The organism is Clavibacter vidaverae, from assembly GCF_047529985.1.
Lineage (GTDB): Bacteria > Actinomycetota > Actinomycetes > Actinomycetales > Microbacteriaceae > Clavibacter > Clavibacter nebraskensis_A.
In genome coordinates this window covers 2,081,396-2,097,746 of record NZ_JBLJAM010000001.1, presented here as the reverse complement: position 1 = coordinate 2,097,746, position 16,351 = coordinate 2,081,396, and the positions used below count along the sequence as shown (strand labels likewise).

The window sequence follows — 16,351 nt, the reverse complement described above, 5'->3', positions numbered from 1 at the left end:
GTCGATATGTTCGCACGCGGGCGGGCCCCGTGTCGAGCGCCGCGCGGATCACGCCGGGTGCGTGCGGAACCACTCCAGGAGCCAGCGGGCGCGCGAGGGGGCGTCGGGGCGGGCGGCCGCGGAGGCCGGCTTGTCGAGGAAGTCGTCGTAGCCGTGGAGCTCGCGGACGGTCGCGTCGTCGACCGTGCGGAAGCCCATGGACCAGCCCGGGAACTGCCGGGCGGGGATCTGCTCGTCGAGCAGCAGGCGCACGTCGGTGTGGCGCTCGTCCGCCGCGATGGCCGCGAACACGGCCTGGACCGCGTCGTCCGGGCCCTCGAGCACCTGCATGAAGCGGCCGTCGCGGTGCAGCAGCAGTCCGGTGAGCCCGGTCCGGTCGTTGTTCCGCACGCACTGGCGGAGCAGCTCGGCGAGGTCGTCGTCGGTCATGTGCCGCGTGGCGGTGCTCGTGTAGACGGTCGTGCGCATGATGGGTCCCCCTCAGGCCGTCCTCCCATCCTGGACGGTCGGAGCCCGGTTCGGGAGGGGGCGGGCCCGCGAAGCCGGATGTCGGACAGGCGCGCGTGCAGGAGAGGGCAAGAGCCCGGCGCGCTCGCGGGTACGGTGCGCGCCGGGCCCCTGCTGCTGCCGCGTCCGTTCGGGTCGGCGCGCGGAGGGATCTGATGAGCGGCCCCGCTGAGCGGGGGGACGCGACGGGTCGCTCCTCGGGTATCCATTCGCACAACGGCATCGGGGGAATCCGCTGTGCTGTTCAGGACTCTACGGCGTCGGTCCTCACTTTGGGGGACCACTCGTGCGGGACGCGGGGTGATCCGTGGGTGAGGAGCGGGTGAGCGCCGCGTGCCCATGCGGATCCGGGGTCGGTCGACGCGGATCCGGTGGATCTCCTGACACGTCACTCCGCGGACATCCGCAGGGCGCGTCGGCGTCGGCGCCCGCGCCCGCGTCCGCGTCAGTGCGCGTCGCCGAGGCGGCCGGCGAGGCGGCCGTGGATCGCGCGGCTCGCCTCGTTCATCCCGCGGATCTCCACCGTCGTGCCCCGCGCGCGGTACCGCGTCTCGATGGCGTCGAGCGCGGCGACCGTGGAGGCGTCCCAGACGTGGGAGCGCGACAGGTCGATGACCACGCGGTGCGGGTCGTCGGCGTAGTCGAAGCGCGTGGTGAGGTCGTCGCTCGAGGCGAAGAACAGCTCGCCGTCGACCGCGTAGAGCGCGCGCTCGCCGTCCGCGTCCGCCTCCAGCGTGCGGGTGACGCTCGTGAAGCCGGAGACGCGGCGCGCGAAGACCACCATCGCGGCGATCACGCCCACCAGGACCCCGATCGCCAGGTTGTCCGTCGCGACGACCACCACGACGGTGGCGACCATCACGACCGTCTCGCCGACGGGCATCCGCCGGAGCGTGGACGGCCGGACGCTGTGCCAGTCGAAGGTGCCGACCGCGACCATCACCATCACGGCGACGAGCGCGGCCATGGGGATCACCGACACGACGTCGCCGAGGCCCACCACCAGCACGAGCAGGAAGACGCCGGCGAGGAAGGTGGAGATGCGGGTGCGGGCGCCGGACGCCTTCACGTTGATCATCGTCTGGCCGATCATCGCGCAGCCGCCCATGCCGCCCGCGAAGCCGGACGCGATGTTCGCGATGCCCTGGCCGAGCGCCTCGCGGGTCTTCCGGGAGCGCGTGTCGGTGACCTCGTCGACGAGCTTCGCGGTCATGAGCGACTCCAGCAGGCCGACGACGGCCATGGCGACGGCGTAGGGCGCGATGATCCCGAGCGTCTCGAGCGTGAGCGGCACCTGCGGCACGAAGAGGGTCGGCAGGCTGTCGGGCAGCGTGCCCTCGTCGCCCACGGTCGGCACGGCGACGGCCGCGAGCACCGTGACGAGGGTGAGCGCGACGATCGCGACGAGCGGCGCGGGGATCACGCGGGTGACGCGCGGGAGCAGCGCCATGATCGCGATGCCGACCGCGACGATCGGCCACACCATCCACGGCGCCCCGATCAGGTGGGGGAGCTGGGCCGCGAAGATGAGGATCGCGAGCGCGTTCACGAAGCCGACCATCACCGAGCGGGGGATGAAGCGCATGAGCTTGGCCGCGCCGAGCGCGCCGAGGGCGAGCTGGATGAGGCCGCCGAGGATCACGGTGGCGATGAGGAAGTCGAGGCCGTGGTCGCGCATCACCGGCGCGATGACGAGGGCGATGGCGCCCGTCGCGCCCGTGATCATGGCCGCGCGGCCGCCCACGATCGAGATGACCACCGCCATCACGAAGGCGGAGAAGAGGCCGACCTGCGGATCCACGCCCGCGATGATCGAGAACGAGATGGCCTCGGGGATGAGCGCGAGGGCGACGACGAGGCCGGCGAGCGTCTCGCGGGTGAGCAGGCGCGGGTCCTTCAGCGCCTGGAGGACGGTGGGGCTGGTGCGCACCGGCGTGGGTGCCGGGGCAGGGGCGGTCCGGGTCATGGGACTCCTCGGGAGAGGGCGGGCGGGGCCCGCGGTGGGACGGCGCGACGGCGCGCCGGACGCGCGCGGCATCGGGCCGGACGCGGGAAGGATGGGGGAGCCGAGCGGCTCGGGATGACCCTCACGTCGCGTGAGGGTGCCTCCGTCGCCGACCCTACCGTCGCGTGAGGGTCCGTGTCCAGCCGGGGCCGTCAGCCAGCTGCCGCGAGCCGCCCGCCGCGGATCCCGGGCGCGCGGCAGCGGCGCGGCCGACCGGGGTCGACCGCGCCGCGGGTGATGCGGGTGCTGGGGCGCCGGCGTCAGCGCGCCCCGCCGCCGAGGGTCCAGGTGCGCACGTGCTCCCAGGTGAGGGTGGTCCACCAGCGGCCCGACCAGTCGGGGCTGGCCGTGCGGTACATCACGACCGTGTCGCCCACGAAGCCGGTGGGCACGGGCTCGCCGAGCTCGCGGATGAAGGCGCCGACCTCGTCGTGGAGGTCGGGGCGCACGGCCAGGTCGTGCGAGGCGAGCGAGAGGTGCGCGCGGAACCGCTCGGGGTCGAACTCGTGCAGCTCGGGCGAGCGCATGGTGCGGCGGAAGGGCGCGACGACGCGGTCGATGTCGGCCGCGAGCGCGAGGAGGTCGGCGTTCTGCGACCCGTCGGGGCGGCGGTCGACGTCGTAGACGTAGCCGAGGCCGAGCTCCCGGACCCCGGCGTTGTGCACCGCGAAGGCGGGGCGGTCGGCGAGGAGCTCGGTGACCGCGTCGATCACGAGGTCCTCGTCGCGCCCGAACGGCTGGCTGCCGATGAGGGTCGCGTGGGGCGGGAAGGCGCCCGCCGAGACGATGCCGTACTGGGCGCGGAGCTGGTCGGTGACGACCGTGACGGCGCGGCAGGTGCGCGCGTCCGGGCGGAGGTAGATGCCGTAGCGGAAGGGGTCGCTGTCGTCGCGGGGGAGCGCCGAGGGGTGGCTGGGGCTGGCGATCCGGCCGGCCGACGCGGGCGCGGTGTCGGGGGCGGCCAGGGCGTAGGCGGCGGGGTCGTCGTGGTCCATGCGGTGTCCTCCAGGGCGTCGGGCGGATGCAGGGAACGTTCCCTACGATGCGACGACCACCGTGGCACATCGCCGGCGAGCGGGCGCGACCCGCATGTGAACGACGGGTGGACGGACGGTGGCGGCGGGCGGGGCGAGGCGCCGGGTGGATCCCGCGGGTCAGGCGCGGAGCGGGACGGCCGTGCGGCCCCGGATCAGCTCGCCGTCGACCGCGGTGTGGCGGGTGCCGCTGACCGTGCCGTCGATGCGGTCGACCACCGCGTCCACCGCGAGGGCGCCGATGAGGGGGATCGGCTGGCGCCACGAGGTGAAGCCGAGGAGCTCGCTCGTGAAGGGCGGGAGGCCGTCGTACCCCGTGATGGAGACGTCCTCGGGTGCGCGCACGCCGCGGCGGCCGAGGCCGTCGAGGATCGCGAGGGCCCACATGTCGCTCGGTGCCATGACCGCCGTGACGCCGCCCGCGTCCACGATCGACTGCGCGACGTCGTCCGCGCCGTCGATGTGCCCCTCGGCGTGCTCCTCGCCGCGCACGTGCACGACGTCGAGGCCGAGGTCGCGCAGGCGGTCGAGCATCGCGAAGGTACGGGCGGAGATCGTGAGGGAGAGGGCGGGGCTCAGGGTGACGACGGCGACGCGGCGGTGGCCGAGCGACGCCACGTGCTCGGCGAGGCCGTGGCCGCCCGTGGTCTCGTCGCAGTAGACGCTGCTGAGCGACGCGTCCACCTCGGGTCGGCCCGCGACGACCGTGGGGATGCGCTGCGCCGACGGGAGGATGTCACCCACCGGGAGCGCCCCGCTGCACACGATGAGCCCCTCGACCTGGAGCGAGACGAGCGTCTCGAGGGCCTTGCGCTCCTCCGCGACGTCGAAGGCCCCGAACCCGGTCGCCGTGACGACCCGGTAGCCGCGCTCGGACGCGCGCTGCTGGAGCGCCGTGAGCAGGTGGCCGTAGAACGGGGTGGACGCGTCGCGCACGAGCACCCCGAGCGTGTGGGTCCGGTGCGCCGACATGCCGCGCGCGTGGGCGTTGGCCACGTAGCCGAGCTCGGCGGCGGCCTCGCGGACGGTGCGCTGCGTGGCGGCCGCGACGCCCGGCGCGCCCGAGAGCGCGCGCGAGACGACGGACTTCGAGACGCCCGCGCGGGCGGCGACGTCGTGGATGGTGGGGGCGGCGCCGGGGCGGCTCATGCGCGGACCCGCGGGCTCGGCGGGGCGGACGCGGGCGGCGAGGCGGGCGCGGGCGGCGCGGCGGCGGGGGACACGGGTCCACGGTAGCGACGCGGAGGGCCGGCGTGCGGGCGGACCGCTACCGGGGGTCGCGCGCGGAGGGCGGCAGCGGCAGGCCGGCCGCGCTCGCGCCGAGGCGGTCGAGTATCGCGCGGCACGACGCCCGGAGCAGCGAGCGGGGGAGCGGGGTGGACTCGTCGCCGGCGCCCGTCATCCCCGCGGTGCGGCGGGCCTCGCGCAGCGGGTCGTCGTCGGCCGGGTCGCCCGGCCACACGTCGTGGAGCTCGCGGAGCCGCTCCCGCAGGAGGTCGTCGTCGCGGTCCGGGCTGCTCAGCACGGGCCGCGACCCCTGCTGTCCCGGGGATCCGGGAGGCGGCGCGCGCGGGGCCGGGCGGCCGGCGTGCGCGGATCGGGTGCGTGCGGCATGGGACCTCGGGACGGTGCGGGGCGGGCGGCGCGGACGGGAAGGGCCGAGGCTACGGGCGCGGCGGATCCGGCGGCGCGCGTCCTGCACAAGCCGCGTCCGCGACGGACCTCGCCCCGACGGCCCGTCCCCGCCGGTGCCGTCGCCGCCCAGGCCTACGCTCGGCCCATGACCTCGCCGCGCCCCGACCGCCGCCGCTCCCCCCACCGCGACGGCAGCCGGGACGGCGGCCCCGGTCGCCGCCGCGGGCGCACCCGCCGCCTCGTCTCGCTCGCCGTCGGGACGGCCGCCGTGCTGGCCGTCGTCGTCGGGTCGCTGCCCGCCGCGGCAGCCGTGCCGTTCGACGTCGTGGGGTACGCGGAGGGCGGATCCACCCCGGCGTCGCGGCTGGATGCGAGCGCCGCAGCCCTCACCTCCGTCGTGGTCGACGGCGTCAACATCACCACGGACGGCCGGGCCGTCGGCGCCCCGTCGCCCGAGGCCATCCGGCTCCTCGGCCAGGCGCACGCGCGCGGCGAGCGGGTCGAGCTGCTTGTGGGCAACTACGACGAGGCCATTGGCGACTTCTCGCCCGGCATCTCGGACGCGCTGCTCGGATCCACCGCGAACGTCGACCGCGTGGTCCGGCAGCTCGCCGCCGAGGTCGCGAAGCGCGGCTGGGACGGCGTCACGGTCGACCTCGAGAGCCTCAGCGGCGCGCATCCGGCGGGGCTCACCCGGCTCGTGGCGGGGCTGAAGGCCGCGCTCGGATCCGGGCGCAGCGTCTCCGTCTGCCTCATGGCGACCACGGGCGACTACCGCCCGCTCGGCTACGACCTGCCGGCGCTCGGCCGCGCCGCCGACCACGTCGTGCTCATGGCGTACGACCAGCACGGGCCCACGTGGTCCGCCGCGGGGCCCGTGGGCGGCATGCCGTGGGTGAAGGCCGCGCTCGCGCCGGTGCGGAAGGCGGTGCCGGCCGCGCGGATCCAGCTCGGGATCGCCGGGTACGGCTACACCTGGCCGCGCACGGGCGAGGGGCGGCAGGTCTCCGACCAGGGCGCGCGCGACCTCGTGACGGCGCAGAAGGGGAAGGCCGTCTGGAGCGTGCCGCAGCAGGAGTGGCACGCGACGCTGCGCGACGGCACGGTCGTGTGGTGGTCGGACGCGCGCTCCTACGACGCGCGCGTGGCGCTCGCCCGGCAGCTGGGGCTCGGCGGCGTGGCCGTGTGGTCGCTCGGGCTGTCGGATCCGCTGACGCGATGACGGGCGGCGCTGTGCCCGGCGCCGCGCCTGGCGGGGTCTGGCGCGTGCGCGAGGCGCGGTTCGAGCGGGTCCACCGGGAGGTCGCCGTGCGCATCGACGGGGGCCGCGTCGTGCTCGCCGACCCCGCCGACGAGGTGCTCGGGCGGCTCGACCTGAGCGTGAGCGACGGCGTCGTCGACCGGCACGTCCACCTCGGGCTCGTCGACCACGCGGCGCTCGCCGGATCGCCCGTGACGGCGGTGGTCGACCTCGGGTGGGACCCGGCGGAGATCGCGTGCATCGCCGCGCGGCCGCCCGCGGGTGTGGCCGTCCGGTACGCGGGTCCGTTCCACACCGCCGTCGGGGGTTACCCCACGGACCGCGCGTGGGCGCCGTCCGGCGCCGTGCGCGAGGTGGCCCGCGCGGAGGACGCCGCGGGTGCCGTCGCCCAGGCGCGGGCGCGGGGATCCGCCGCGGTCAAGATCGTGCTGCACGACGGCGGGCCGCTCCTCGCGGACGACGTGCTGGCCGCCCTCGTCGACGCCGCGCACGATGCCGGGCTGCCCGCGGTCGTGCACGTGGAGGGCGCGGGGCAGGCGGGGCGGGCGATCCGCGCGGGCGCCGACGCGCTCGTGCACGTGCCGTGGACCGAGCGGGTGGACGACGCGCTGCTGCGGGAGTCGGCGGCGCGCGACGTGCTCTGGATCTCGACCCTGGCGATCCACGAGGGCGACGACCTCGCGACGGCCCTCGACAACGCCAGGCGCCACATCGCCCTCGGCGGTCGCGTCGCGTACGGCACCGACCTCGGCAACGGCGACCTCCCCGTGGGGCTGAATGCGCGCGAGGTCGAGCTGCTCGGCGAGGCGGGACTCCGCGGCGATGCTCTGCTCGGCGCGGTGCTCGGCAGCGCGCCCGGCCTCATCGCGCATGCGCTGGCGAGCGCGGATCCCCTCCCGGCGGCCCGCGACGCGACCGCCGGGCAGCTGGTCGCATGGCTGCGCGGGGCGCACCGGCTGGGCCCGGCGGATCTCCGCTGAGCGACGGATGCGCGCCGCGGGCGCCCGCGACCGAGCCGTCGGGCCCGGCACGCGCCTAGGGTGGGGCAGCCGCTGGACCCCGGGCCGCACGGATCCGTCTTCCGCGCGAACGACGGAGAGCCCGCTCTCCGAGACCCTCCCCGCTCCTCCGCGCGGGTCGTCGGCCGTCGGCGTCCTGCATGGCGGCGCGGATCCACCCGATGCTCCAGGACCACCATGCGCCGACTGCTCGCCTTCTTCCTGCCCGTCCTCGCCCTCCCCGGCATCGCCGCCCGGGTCGCGGAGTTCCTCTACCGGAGGTCGGACGCGTCCGGCGACTTCCACCCCGACGACGCCGCGCACGGCACCGTCGAGGGGCCGGACCCCGACCGCATCGCCGTCGTCGGCGAGGTCGGGATGATCAGCCTCGGCGTCCGCACCCACCAGATCGCGCTGCCCACGTTCCTCGCCCGGGACCACGCGACGCGCACCGGACGCGGCGTCGCCTGGACCACCGCGGCGCTGCCGGGCTCGCGCCTCCGCGAGGCGCCCGCCGTGATCGCAGGCGCCGAGTGCGACCTCGTGCGGGCGGACGCGGTGGTGCTGCTCGCCGGGATCACCGACGTGCTGCGCGTCACGTCCGCGCGGGCGTGGACGAAGCAGATGCGCACCGCGCTCGAGGCGCTGCGCGCGCACCTGCCGCGGGACGCCTGGATCCTCGTGGCCGACATCCCGCCCCTCGACAACGCCGGGAGCCTCTCGGGGCCGGCGCGGCTCGCCGCGGGGGCGCACGCGCAGGAGCTCAACCGGCGCACGCGCGAGGTGGTCGAGGGCCTGCCCTCCACGCTCGCGGTCCCGTTCCCCGAGGAGCTGACGCGCTCGCTGTGGGTGCCGGAGTCGGAGGAGAGCCGGTACCAGCGGACCTACCGGGCCTGGGGCGCGCACCTCGCGGAGGCGCTCGTGGACGCACGCGGCTGAGCGCCGGCCGCGGCATCGGAAGGCTGCGGCGGGCCGACGGCTTGTCGCCGCCGCCGAGGTTAGGATAGCCTCACCTACCGTGACCTCCCCCGCTCCGACCGCGCCGATCCCGCGCGCCGTCGACCCGGACGCACCGCGGCAGACGTCCCCGCAGCCGGCCGGCCCCTCCTCCGCCGCCGCCGCCTCCGCATCCGCGCCCGCCGCCTCCGCCCTCGAGGCCCGCGACGTCACGGTCGCGTACGGCGACACGGAGGTCGTGCACGGCGCCGGCCTCGAGATCCGGCCGGGCTGCGTCACCGTGCTCGTCGGCCCGAACGGCAGCGGCAAGTCGACGCTCCTGCGCACGATGGCCCGGCTGCAGGCGGCGCGCTCCGGATCCCTCGTCCTCCGTGAGGACGGCCCGGACGGCGAGGGTCAGGAGACCGACGCCCTCGACCTCTCCCTCCGCCGCTTCGCCCGCCGCGTCGCGCTCCTCACGCAGGGCCGTCCGACGCCCGGCGGCCTCAGCGTCCGCGACGTCGTCGAGTTCGGCCGCTATCCGCACCGCGGCCGCTTCGGCGGGGCGGATCCCGAGGGGCGCGCGGCCGTGGATCGCGCGCTCGACCTCACGGGCCTCGTCGCGCTCGCCGACCGCGGCGTCGACCAGCTCTCCGGCGGCCAGCTCCAGCGCGTCTGGCTGGCGAGCTGCCTCGCCCAGGAGACCGGCGTGCTGCTGCTCGACGAGCCCACCACGTACCTCGACCTCCGCTACCAGGTCGAGCTCCTCGACCTGGTGCGCGACCTCGCCGACGACGCATCGATCGCCGTCGGCGTCGTCCTCCACGACCTCGACCAGGCCGCCGCGCTCGCCGACACCGTCGCGCTGCTCAGCGACGGCCGGATCGTCAAGACCGGCACCCCATCCGAGGTGCTGACCCCCGACCTCCTCACCGAGGTCTACGGCATCCCCGTCGAGGTCCACGCGGACCCGACGACGGGCAGCCTGCGCACCCGCGCGGTCGCCCGCCACCACCACAGGAACGAGAGGCTCCACCCGTGATCACGAGACGACGAACCCTGGCGATGACCGCCCTCGCCGCCGCGACAGCGCTCACGCTGACCGCATGCGGCACCACCGAGGAGGCATCCACGGGCGCCGGATCCGCCCCGAGCGGGGAGCAGATCACGCTCACCGACGGCACCGGCGCGGAGGTCACGCTCGACGGCCCCGCGACCAAGGTCGTGGGCACCGAGTGGAACGTCGTGGAGAACCTCGTGTCGCTGGGCGTGGATCCCGTCGGCGTCGCGGACGTCGCGGGCTACAGCGCGTGGTCGTCGGCGGTGCCGCTCGTGAACGAGCCCGCCGACATCGGCACGCGCGGCGAGCCGAGCGTGGAGACCATCGCGTCGCTCGCGCCCGACCTCATCGTCGCGACCGACGACCTGCCCGCGGACGCCGTGGAGCAGCTCAAGGCCATCGCGCCCGTGCTGCAGGTGAAGTCGGCGGACGGCACCAAGCAGATCCAGCAGAGCGAGGACAACCTCGAGCTCATCGCGAAGGCGACGGGCACGGAGGACAAGGCGACCCAGGTCATCAGCGCCTACGACCAGGCCGTCACCGACGCGAAGGCGAAGCTCGACGCGGCCGGGCTCGCGGGCTCCAGGTTCCTGTTCGCGGACGCGTACGTGGACGCCGGCGCGGTCACCATCCGCCCGTTCGGGAAGGGCTCGCTCGTCGGCGACGTGACCACCGAGCTCGGCCTCGAGAACGCGTGGACGGGCGAGGTCGACCCCGCCTACGGCCTCGGATCCACCGACGTCGAGGGCCTCACCACCATCGGCGACGTGCAGTTCGTCTACAACGCGAACGCCGCCCTGGGCGACGACCCGTTCGCCACCACGCTCGCGGGCAACGCCGTCTGGCAGTCGCTCCCGTTCGTGAAGGGCGGCGAGGTGCACCGCATGCCCGAGGGCGTCTGGGTGTTCGGCGGCCCGGCGTCGATGACGGCGTACACGAAGGACCTCGCCGACCTGCTGGCCGGCTGATCCCGCCTGCCCCGCTGATCCGATGACCGCCCCCGTCCGCACCGCGCCGCCCGCGGCCGACGCCTCCCCGGCGTCGATCCCGGCCGCCGTCCCGTCGCTCGCCGCCGTCGCGCGTGCCGACGGGGCCGGCCGGATCCCGGTGCGGGCGATCGCGGTCGTCGCCCTCCTCGCGCTCGTGGTGGCGGTGCTCGCGGTGATCGACGTCACCCAGGGCACCGCCGCGGTCGGACCGCGCGAGGTCTGGGAGGCGCTGACCGGGCGCGCGACGCCCGGCGACGCGTCCGTCGTGGTCGCGTCGCGGCTGCCGCGCATGGCCGCGGGGATCCTCGTCGGCCTCGCCCTCGGTGCCGCCGGCGCCGCGCTCCAGACGGTGAGCCGCAACGTGCTCGCCTCGCCCGACACCCTCGCCGTGAACGCCGGCGCGTACGCGGCCCTCGCGGTCGCGGCGGTCACCGGGCTCACGCTGCCGGTGCTCGCGGGCGCGGGCGTCGCGTTCGTCGGCGGGCTCGTCGCGGCGGCGATCGTGCTCGCGGTCTCGGGCCTCGGATCCGGCACCGTGCGCCTCGTGCTCGCCGGCAGCGCGCTCGCGCTCGGCCTCGGATCCGTGACCAGCGCGCTCCTCCTCCTCTTCCCGCAGCAGACCAGCGGCCTCTACCGCTGGGGCCAGGGCGGCATCGGCCAGAACGGGTTCGACGCCGTCGCGCAGATGGCGCCCGTCGTGGTGGTCGCGCTCGGGATCCTGCTCGTCATCACGCGGCGCCTCGACGCGCTCGGGCTCGGCGACGACGCCGCCCGCAGCCTCGGCGTCGACGTGCGCGCGACCCGCGTGATCGCCGTGCTCGCCTCGGTGCTGCTCGCCGCCGCGGCCGTGACGGTCGCCGGGCCCATCGGCTTCGTCGGCCTGTACGCGCCCGCGTTCGTGCGGCCGCTCCGCCGCCTCGTGCCGGGCGTCCGCCGCTCGTGGGTCTTCGTCCCCGTCGCCGGGCTCATGGGCGCGGCCGTGGTGCTGCTCGCCGACGTGCTGCTGCGCGCGGTGCTCGGCGCCGAGGCGTCGGTCGCCGTGCCGACCGGCCTCGTCACCTCCCTCATCGGCGCGATCGTGCTCGTGGTGCTCGCCGTGCGCGCCCACGACAGCGCGACGCCCGCGCCCACCGAGCGGCACGGCGTCGTCACCCGCCGCCGCGTCGCGCTCGTGGTCGGCGCGCTGGTCGTCGTGCTCGTCGGCCTGCTCCTCGCGTCCGTGCTCCTCGGTGACGCGAAGCTGCTCCTCGGCGACCTCGTCAACGGGATCCGCGGCACCGCCGGCCCCGTCGTCAGCTACGTGCTCGACACCCGCGTGCCCCGCGTGCTCGCCGCCGTGCTCGCGGGGGCCGCGCTCGCGCTCGCGGGCGTGCTCGTGCAGGCCGTGACCCGGAACCCGCTCGCGGATCCGGCGATCCTCGGCGTCTCCGGCGGCGCGGGCCTCGGCGCGGTGCTGTTCGTGACCACCGCGCCGCTCGCCTCCGGCTGGGGCATCGCGGGCGCGGCCGGCGTGGGCGCGCTCGCCGCGGCGGGCGTCGTGTTCGGCCTGGCCGCGCGCGGCGGCTTCCCGCAGAACCGGCTCGTGCTCATCGGCGTCGGCGTCTCGGCGGGCACGGCCGCGGCGATCAGCATGATCATCGTGCTCACCGACCCGTTCAACGGGGCGAAGGCGCTCACGTGGCTGTCGGGATCCACCTACGGCCGCGGCTTCGACGACGCCCTGCCCGTGCTGGTCGCGCTCGTGCTCGCCGTCGCGCTCGCGGCGCCACGGCACCGGATGCTGGACCTCGTCGCCCTCGACGACGACACCCCGCGCCTCCTCGGCGTCTCGCTCGGCCGCTCGCGCCTGCTCGCCCTGTCGATCGCGGTCGTGCTCACGGCGACGGCGGTCGCGGCGGTGGGCGTGATCGGCTTCGTCGGCCTGGTCGCGCCGCACGCGGCCCGCGCGCTCGTCGGCTCGCGGCACGCGCGCGTGCTGCCCGTCGCGATCCTGCTGGGCGCCGCCCTCGTGACCCTCGCCGACCTGCTCGGCCGCACCGTGATCGCCCCGGCCCAGCTCGGCGCGGGCCTCGTGACCGCGCTCGTCGGCACCCCGTACTTCGTGTGGCTGCTGTGGCGGGGGCGGGCGGCCCGGGCGAGGTAGGCGGGCGGCGGCCGCGTAGGTTCAGGGGATGACCCGACGCATGGCCGATCGCGCCTTCCGCACCTCGCAGGAGGACACGGCCGAGACCGCGCCGCACATGGCGCCGATCAACGCGTTCGTCGCCGCGATCTCGGAGCCGGACCCCGAGGGGTTCGTCCCCCGCATCGCCCCGCACCACGGCGGCATCGATGCGCGCGTCCTCAGCGTCCTGCGGGATCCCGGGCCGGCGACGCAGGTGGGCGTCGGATCCGGCTTCCTCAGCATCGAGAACGACGACCCGACCGCGGAGCGTCAGGCCGCGCTGTTCTCCGAGCACGGGATCCGCGACCGCGACGTGCTGCCCTGGAACGCGTACCCCTGGTACATCAACGCGGCGCCGGACGCGGCGCAGGCGAGGGTGGGAGCCCGGGCGCTCGTGGAGCTCGTGGCGCTCCTGCCGGACCTCGAGGTCGTGCTGCTGCAGGGCCGCGACGCCGAGCGCATCTGGCGCTACGCGGTCGAGCTGGACGGGACGCTGGCCGACGGCAGGCGCTTCCCCGTGGTCGCGACGATCCACCCCGGTCGCCGGGCGCTCGTGCACGCCGACCCCGTCGAGCGGGAGCGGCGGAAGGCGCATCAGGTGGCCGCCTACGCCCGCGTCGGCGCGATCCTCGCGGACGCGGCGCGCTCGTGAAGCCCTCCCTGGGCGGGTCCCGCCGCATGACCCGGGTCCTGGCCGTCGTGACCGCCGTCATGGCCGTGGCCGAGGTCGTCATCGGCGTGATCGCGGTCTCCGTCGCCGACGGCCGCGCCGCGATCACGGCGCTGGGCGTCGCGCTCCTCGTGGGCGCCGCGATCTTCGGGACCATGTCGGTCCTGTTCGCGGTCGCCCTGCGGCGCACGCGCTAGCGCGCACCCGCCGGAGCGTCCGCCCTACTCGTTGTCCCCGCCCGTGGAGCTCGCGACCGACAGCTGCCCGACGCCCACGTTCGCGGCGTGCACGCTGCCCGTGACCGACGCGGCCCAGGTCCAGTCCGCGACCTCGGGGATGTCCTCGCCGTGCTCGCGCGTGTACTGGCGGGCGCGGAGGCGGGCGTCCTCCATCCGCTGGCGGAGCGGGCCCTGCGTGCGGCTGAGGCCCGGGGTGCGGTCGATCGCGTCGATCACCAGGTGGTACCGGTCCATGTCGTTGAGCATCACCATGTCGAACGGCGTGGTGGTGGATCCCTCCTCCTTGTAGCCGCGCACGTGCAGCTGCGCGTTGTTGGCGCGGCGGTAGGTGAGGCGGTGGATGAGCCACGGGTAGCCGTGGTACGCGAAGACCACGGGGATCCCGGCCGGGAACAGCGCGTCGTACGCCGCCTCCGACAGGCCGTGCGGGTGCTCGCCCGCGGACTGCAGGCGCATGAGGTCCACGACGTTCACGACGCGGATCTTCAGCGTCGGGATCTCCGCGCGCAGGATCGACACCGCGGCCAGCGTCTCGAGCGTGGGCACGTCGCCCGCGCAGGCCAGGATCACGTCGGGCGCGGAGCCTGCCACCTCGGTGCCGGCCCAGTCGAAGATTCCGATGCCGCGGGTCATGTGCGCGATGGCGTCGTCCATCGACAGCCAGTCGAAGGTGGGCTGCTTGCCGGCGACGACCACGTTCACGTAGTCCTCGGAGCGCAGGCAGTGGTCGTAGGTGGAGAGCAGCGTGTTCGCGTCGAAGGGCAGGTAGACGCGCACGACGTCGGCCTTCTTGTTCACGACGTGGTCGATGAATCCCGGGTCCTGGTGCGAGAGGCCGTTGTGGTCCTGGCGCCAGACGTGCGACGACAGCAGGTAGTTGAGCGACGCGATGGGGCGCCGCCACGGGATCCCCTTGGAGACCTTCAGCCACTTGGCGTGCTGGTTGAGCATCGAGTCGACGATGTGGATGAAGGCCTCGTAGCTCGTGAAGAGGCCGTGGCGGCCGGTGAGCAGGTAGCCCTCCAGCCAGCCCTGGCACTGGTGCTCGCTGAGCATCTCCATCACGCGGCCGGCGCGCGCGAGGTGCTCGTCGGTGGGGCGGATCTCGCCCGCGAACTGCTTGTCGGTGACGCGCAGCACGCCGCCGAGCCGGTTGGACGCGGTCTCGTCGGGCCCGAAGATCCGGAAGTTCCGCGGGTTGCGGACGACGACGTCGGTGAGCCAGTCGCCGAGCACGCGGGTGGGCTCGTGCACGGATCCGCCGGGCGTCGGCACGTCGACCGCGTAGTCGCGGAAGTCGGGCAGGTCGAGGTCGCGCTTGAGGAGGCCGCCGTTGGCGACCGGGTTGGCGCTCATGCGGCGCTCGCCGGCGGGCGCGAGGGCGGTGGCGAGGGCGACGGGAGCGCCGTCCTCGTCGAAGAGCTCCTCGGGGCGGTACGACCGCATCCAGTCCTCGAGCACGTGCAGGTGCTCCTCGGTGTCGCGGGCGCTGGCGAGCGGCACCTGGTGGGCGCGCCAGTCGTCCTCGGCCGGGTGGCCGTCGATGACCGCCGGGCAGGTCCAGCCCTTGGGGGTGCGCAGGATGATCATGGGCCAGGCCGGGCGGCCGTCGAGCGTGCCGGCGGCAGCGGCCGCCTTGATGTCGGCGATCTGCTCGAGCACGAGGTCCATCGTCTCCGCCATGCGGCGGTGGACGGCCGCGGGATCCTCGCCGTGGAAGCCGCCCGACACGATGTAGGGCGTGTGGCCGTAGCCGCGCATGAGGTCGAGCAGCTCCGACTCGGGGATGCGGGCGAGCACGGTCGGGTTCGCGATCTTCCAGCCGTTGAGGTGGAGGATCGGCAGCACGACGCCGTCATGCAGCGGGTCGAGGAACTTGTTCGAGTGCCAGCTCGTGGCGAGCGGGCCGGTCTCCGCCTCGCCGTCGCCGACGACCGCCGCGACCAGCAGGCCCGGGTTGTCGAATGCGGCGCCGTAGGCGTGGGAGAGCGCGTAGCCGAGCTCGCCGCCCTCGTGGAAGGAGCCGGGCGTCTCGGGGGCGACGTGGCTGGGGATCCCGCCGGGGAACGAGAACTGGCGGAACAGGCGGCGCACGCCCTCCTCGTCCTGCGTGATCCGCGGGTACACCTCGGTGTACGTGCCGTCGAGGTACGCGTTCGCGACCATGCCGGGGCCGCCGTGGCCCGGGCCGATCACGTAGACGGTGTCGAGGTCGCGCTGCTGGATCACGCGGTTGAGGTGCGCGTAGACGAAGTTGAGGCCCGGGGTGGTGCCCCAGTGGCCGAGCAGCCGCGGCTTCACGTCCTCGCGCGTGAGCGGGCGGCGCAGCAGCGGGTTGTCGAGCAGGTAGATCTGGCCGACGGAGAGGTAGTTCGCGGTGCGCCACCACATCTCGAGGCGGGCGAGCTCCTCGGCGTCGAGGGGCGCGGGCGCGCGGTGGGGGAAGGCGGTGGGCGCGGTGCTCGGGGACGCGGTGGGGGTCGGGGGTGCCGTGAGGGTCATGGATCCAGGCTCGCTGGGCGAGGCGAAGCGGGGGAGGGGCGAAGGTCCCGCGGGGTCGGTGCGTCGTCGGGTCGGCGGGGCCCGTGGGACCGAAGGCCCTGTCCGCGCGCGCCGGGCCGCGGTTGCCTGGCCGGACACGACCGAGGACAGAGGACGACATGACCGCCCGCACCATGCACGCCGCGCACACGATGGACACCGCCCACTGGGATCAGCTGAAGCGCACCACCCGCGCGCGCCTGTCCCGCCGCGGCGAGCTCATCGCCCCGCTCCCGCCGGGGGCGCACGACGTGGAGTACGACACCCATCGGACGCGTGCGCAGCGGGAGCGGGCGGGGGAGTAGCGCGCGA

The 16,351-nt window shown here is 75.4% G+C and carries 15 protein-coding genes; 9 read left to right on the top strand and 6 right to left on the bottom strand.

From position 1 onward, the window contains the following. Window positions 1-48 precede the first annotated feature (48 nt). The 5 genes from ACMT9T_RS09935 to ACMT9T_RS09915 all read right to left on the bottom strand — a co-directional run bounded on the left by ACMT9T_RS09935 (window position 49) and on the right by ACMT9T_RS09915 (window position 5,071). Window positions 49-468: a BLUF domain-containing protein gene (locus tag ACMT9T_RS09935; protein WP_414745405.1), complete on the bottom strand. Its 420-nt coding sequence runs from the start codon at window positions 466-468 to the stop codon at window positions 49-51. 484 nt (window positions 469-952) lie between these two features. After that, window positions 953-2,473: a SulP family inorganic anion transporter gene (locus ACMT9T_RS09930; protein ID WP_414745404.1), complete on the bottom strand. Its 1,521-nt coding sequence runs from the start codon at window positions 2,471-2,473 to the stop codon at window positions 953-955. 299 nt (window positions 2,474-2,772) lie between these two features. Further along, window positions 2,773-3,507, bottom strand: a complete 735-nt coding sequence (locus ACMT9T_RS09925) for a heme utilization protein (protein WP_414745403.1) — start codon at window positions 3,505-3,507, stop codon at window positions 2,773-2,775. 159 nt (window positions 3,508-3,666) lie between these two features. Further along, on the bottom strand, window positions 3,667-4,695 hold the full coding sequence (locus tag ACMT9T_RS09920) for a LacI family DNA-binding transcriptional regulator (RefSeq protein WP_414745402.1): 1,029 nt from the start codon (window positions 4,693-4,695) through the stop codon (window positions 3,667-3,669). A gap of 118 nt (window positions 4,696-4,813) precedes the next feature. Continuing rightward, entirely contained in the window at window positions 4,814-5,071 is a 258-nt protein-coding gene (locus ACMT9T_RS09915; RefSeq protein WP_414745401.1) for a hypothetical protein, read from the bottom strand. 255 nt (window positions 5,072-5,326) lie between these two features. On the opposite strand from ACMT9T_RS09915, the gene ACMT9T_RS09910 reads away from it, so the two are divergent. The 8 genes from ACMT9T_RS09910 (at window position 5,327) to ACMT9T_RS09875 (ending at window position 13,456) form a co-directional block, all read left to right on the top strand. Continuing rightward, a complete protein-coding gene (locus ACMT9T_RS09910; protein WP_414745400.1) occupies window positions 5,327-6,403 on the top strand; it encodes a glycosyl hydrolase family 18 protein in 1,077 nt (358 codons plus the stop codon). Continuing rightward, window positions 6,400-7,422: a hydrolase gene (locus ACMT9T_RS09905; protein ID WP_414745399.1), complete on the top strand. Its 1,023-nt coding sequence runs from the start codon at window positions 6,400-6,402 to the stop codon at window positions 7,420-7,422. Before ACMT9T_RS09910 ends, ACMT9T_RS09905 begins: the two co-directional genes overlap by 4 nt. Window positions 7,423-7,638: 216 nt before the next feature. After that, the gene (locus ACMT9T_RS09900; protein ID WP_414745398.1) at window positions 7,639-8,379 is read left to right on the top strand and encodes an SGNH/GDSL hydrolase family protein; all 741 of its coding nucleotides are present in this window, start codon (window positions 7,639-7,641) and stop codon (window positions 8,377-8,379) included. A 79-nt stretch (window positions 8,380-8,458) separates the two neighbouring features. Then, the gene (locus tag ACMT9T_RS09895) at window positions 8,459-9,418 is read left to right on the top strand and encodes an ABC transporter ATP-binding protein (protein WP_414745397.1); all 960 of its coding nucleotides are present in this window, start codon (window positions 8,459-8,461) and stop codon (window positions 9,416-9,418) included. Further along, window positions 9,415-10,404: an ABC transporter substrate-binding protein gene (locus ACMT9T_RS09890; RefSeq protein ID WP_414745396.1), complete on the top strand. Its 990-nt coding sequence runs from the start codon at window positions 9,415-9,417 to the stop codon at window positions 10,402-10,404. The genes ACMT9T_RS09895 and ACMT9T_RS09890 overlap by 4 nt, the downstream gene beginning before the upstream one ends. Before the next feature lie 22 nt (window positions 10,405-10,426). Next, window positions 10,427-12,568: an iron ABC transporter permease gene (locus ACMT9T_RS09885; RefSeq protein ID WP_414745395.1), complete on the top strand. Its 2,142-nt coding sequence runs from the start codon at window positions 10,427-10,429 to the stop codon at window positions 12,566-12,568. A 28-nt stretch (window positions 12,569-12,596) separates the two neighbouring features. Next, complete coding sequence (locus tag ACMT9T_RS09880; protein WP_414745394.1) at window positions 12,597-13,241, top strand: uracil-DNA glycosylase; 645 nt, start codon at window positions 12,597-12,599, stop codon at window positions 13,239-13,241. A gap of 26 nt (window positions 13,242-13,267) precedes the next feature. After that, window positions 13,268-13,456, top strand: coding sequence for a hypothetical protein (locus ACMT9T_RS09875; RefSeq protein ID WP_414745393.1), 189 nt, complete (start codon window positions 13,268-13,270; stop codon window positions 13,454-13,456). 24 nt (window positions 13,457-13,480) lie between these two features. On the opposite strand, the gene ACMT9T_RS09870 is transcribed toward ACMT9T_RS09875, so the two are convergent. Next, complete coding sequence (locus ACMT9T_RS09870) at window positions 13,481-16,000, bottom strand: phosphoketolase family protein (RefSeq protein WP_414745392.1); 2,520 nt, start codon at window positions 15,998-16,000, stop codon at window positions 13,481-13,483. Between the two features lie 158 nt (window positions 16,001-16,158). Between ACMT9T_RS09870 and ACMT9T_RS09865 the strand changes: the two genes are divergently transcribed. Beyond that, on the top strand, window positions 16,159-16,344 hold the full coding sequence (locus tag ACMT9T_RS09865; protein ID WP_414745391.1) for a hypothetical protein: 186 nt from the start codon (window positions 16,159-16,161) through the stop codon (window positions 16,342-16,344). The last annotated feature ends 7 nt before the right edge of the window (window positions 16,345-16,351 follow it).

Bases quoted from the DNA above. Each gene is read 5' to 3' on its own strand.
- ACMT9T_RS09905 (WP_414745399.1), top strand. From the start codon at position 6,400: ATGACGGGCGGCGCTGTGCCCGGCGCCGCGCCTGGCGGGGTCTGGCGC.
- ACMT9T_RS09885 (WP_414745395.1), top strand. From the start codon at position 10,427: ATGACCGCCCCCGTCCGCACCGCGCCGCCCGCGGCCGACGCCTCCCCG.
- ACMT9T_RS09935 (WP_414745405.1), bottom strand. From the start codon at position 468: ATGCGCACGACCGTCTACACGAGCACCGCCACGCGGCACATGACCGAC.
- ACMT9T_RS09865 (WP_414745391.1), top strand. From the start codon at position 16,159: ATGACCGCCCGCACCATGCACGCCGCGCACACGATGGACACCGCCCAC.
- ACMT9T_RS09870 (WP_414745392.1), bottom strand. From the start codon at position 16,000: ATGACCCTCACGGCACCCCCGACCCCCACCGCGTCCCCGAGCACCGCG.
- ACMT9T_RS09930 (WP_414745404.1), bottom strand. From the start codon at position 2,473: ATGACCCGGACCGCCCCTGCCCCGGCACCCACGCCGGTGCGCACCAGC.
- ACMT9T_RS09925 (WP_414745403.1), bottom strand. From the start codon at position 3,507: ATGGACCACGACGACCCCGCCGCCTACGCCCTGGCCGCCCCCGACACC.
- ACMT9T_RS09875 (WP_414745393.1), top strand. From the start codon at position 13,268: ATGACCCGGGTCCTGGCCGTCGTGACCGCCGTCATGGCCGTGGCCGAG.
- ACMT9T_RS09880 (WP_414745394.1), top strand. From the start codon at position 12,597: ATGACCCGACGCATGGCCGATCGCGCCTTCCGCACCTCGCAGGAGGAC.
- ACMT9T_RS09900 (WP_414745398.1), top strand. From the start codon at position 7,639: ATGCGCCGACTGCTCGCCTTCTTCCTGCCCGTCCTCGCCCTCCCCGGC.
- ACMT9T_RS09920 (WP_414745402.1), bottom strand. From the start codon at position 4,695: ATGAGCCGCCCCGGCGCCGCCCCCACCATCCACGACGTCGCCGCCCGC.
- ACMT9T_RS09910 (WP_414745400.1), top strand. From the start codon at position 5,327: ATGACCTCGCCGCGCCCCGACCGCCGCCGCTCCCCCCACCGCGACGGC.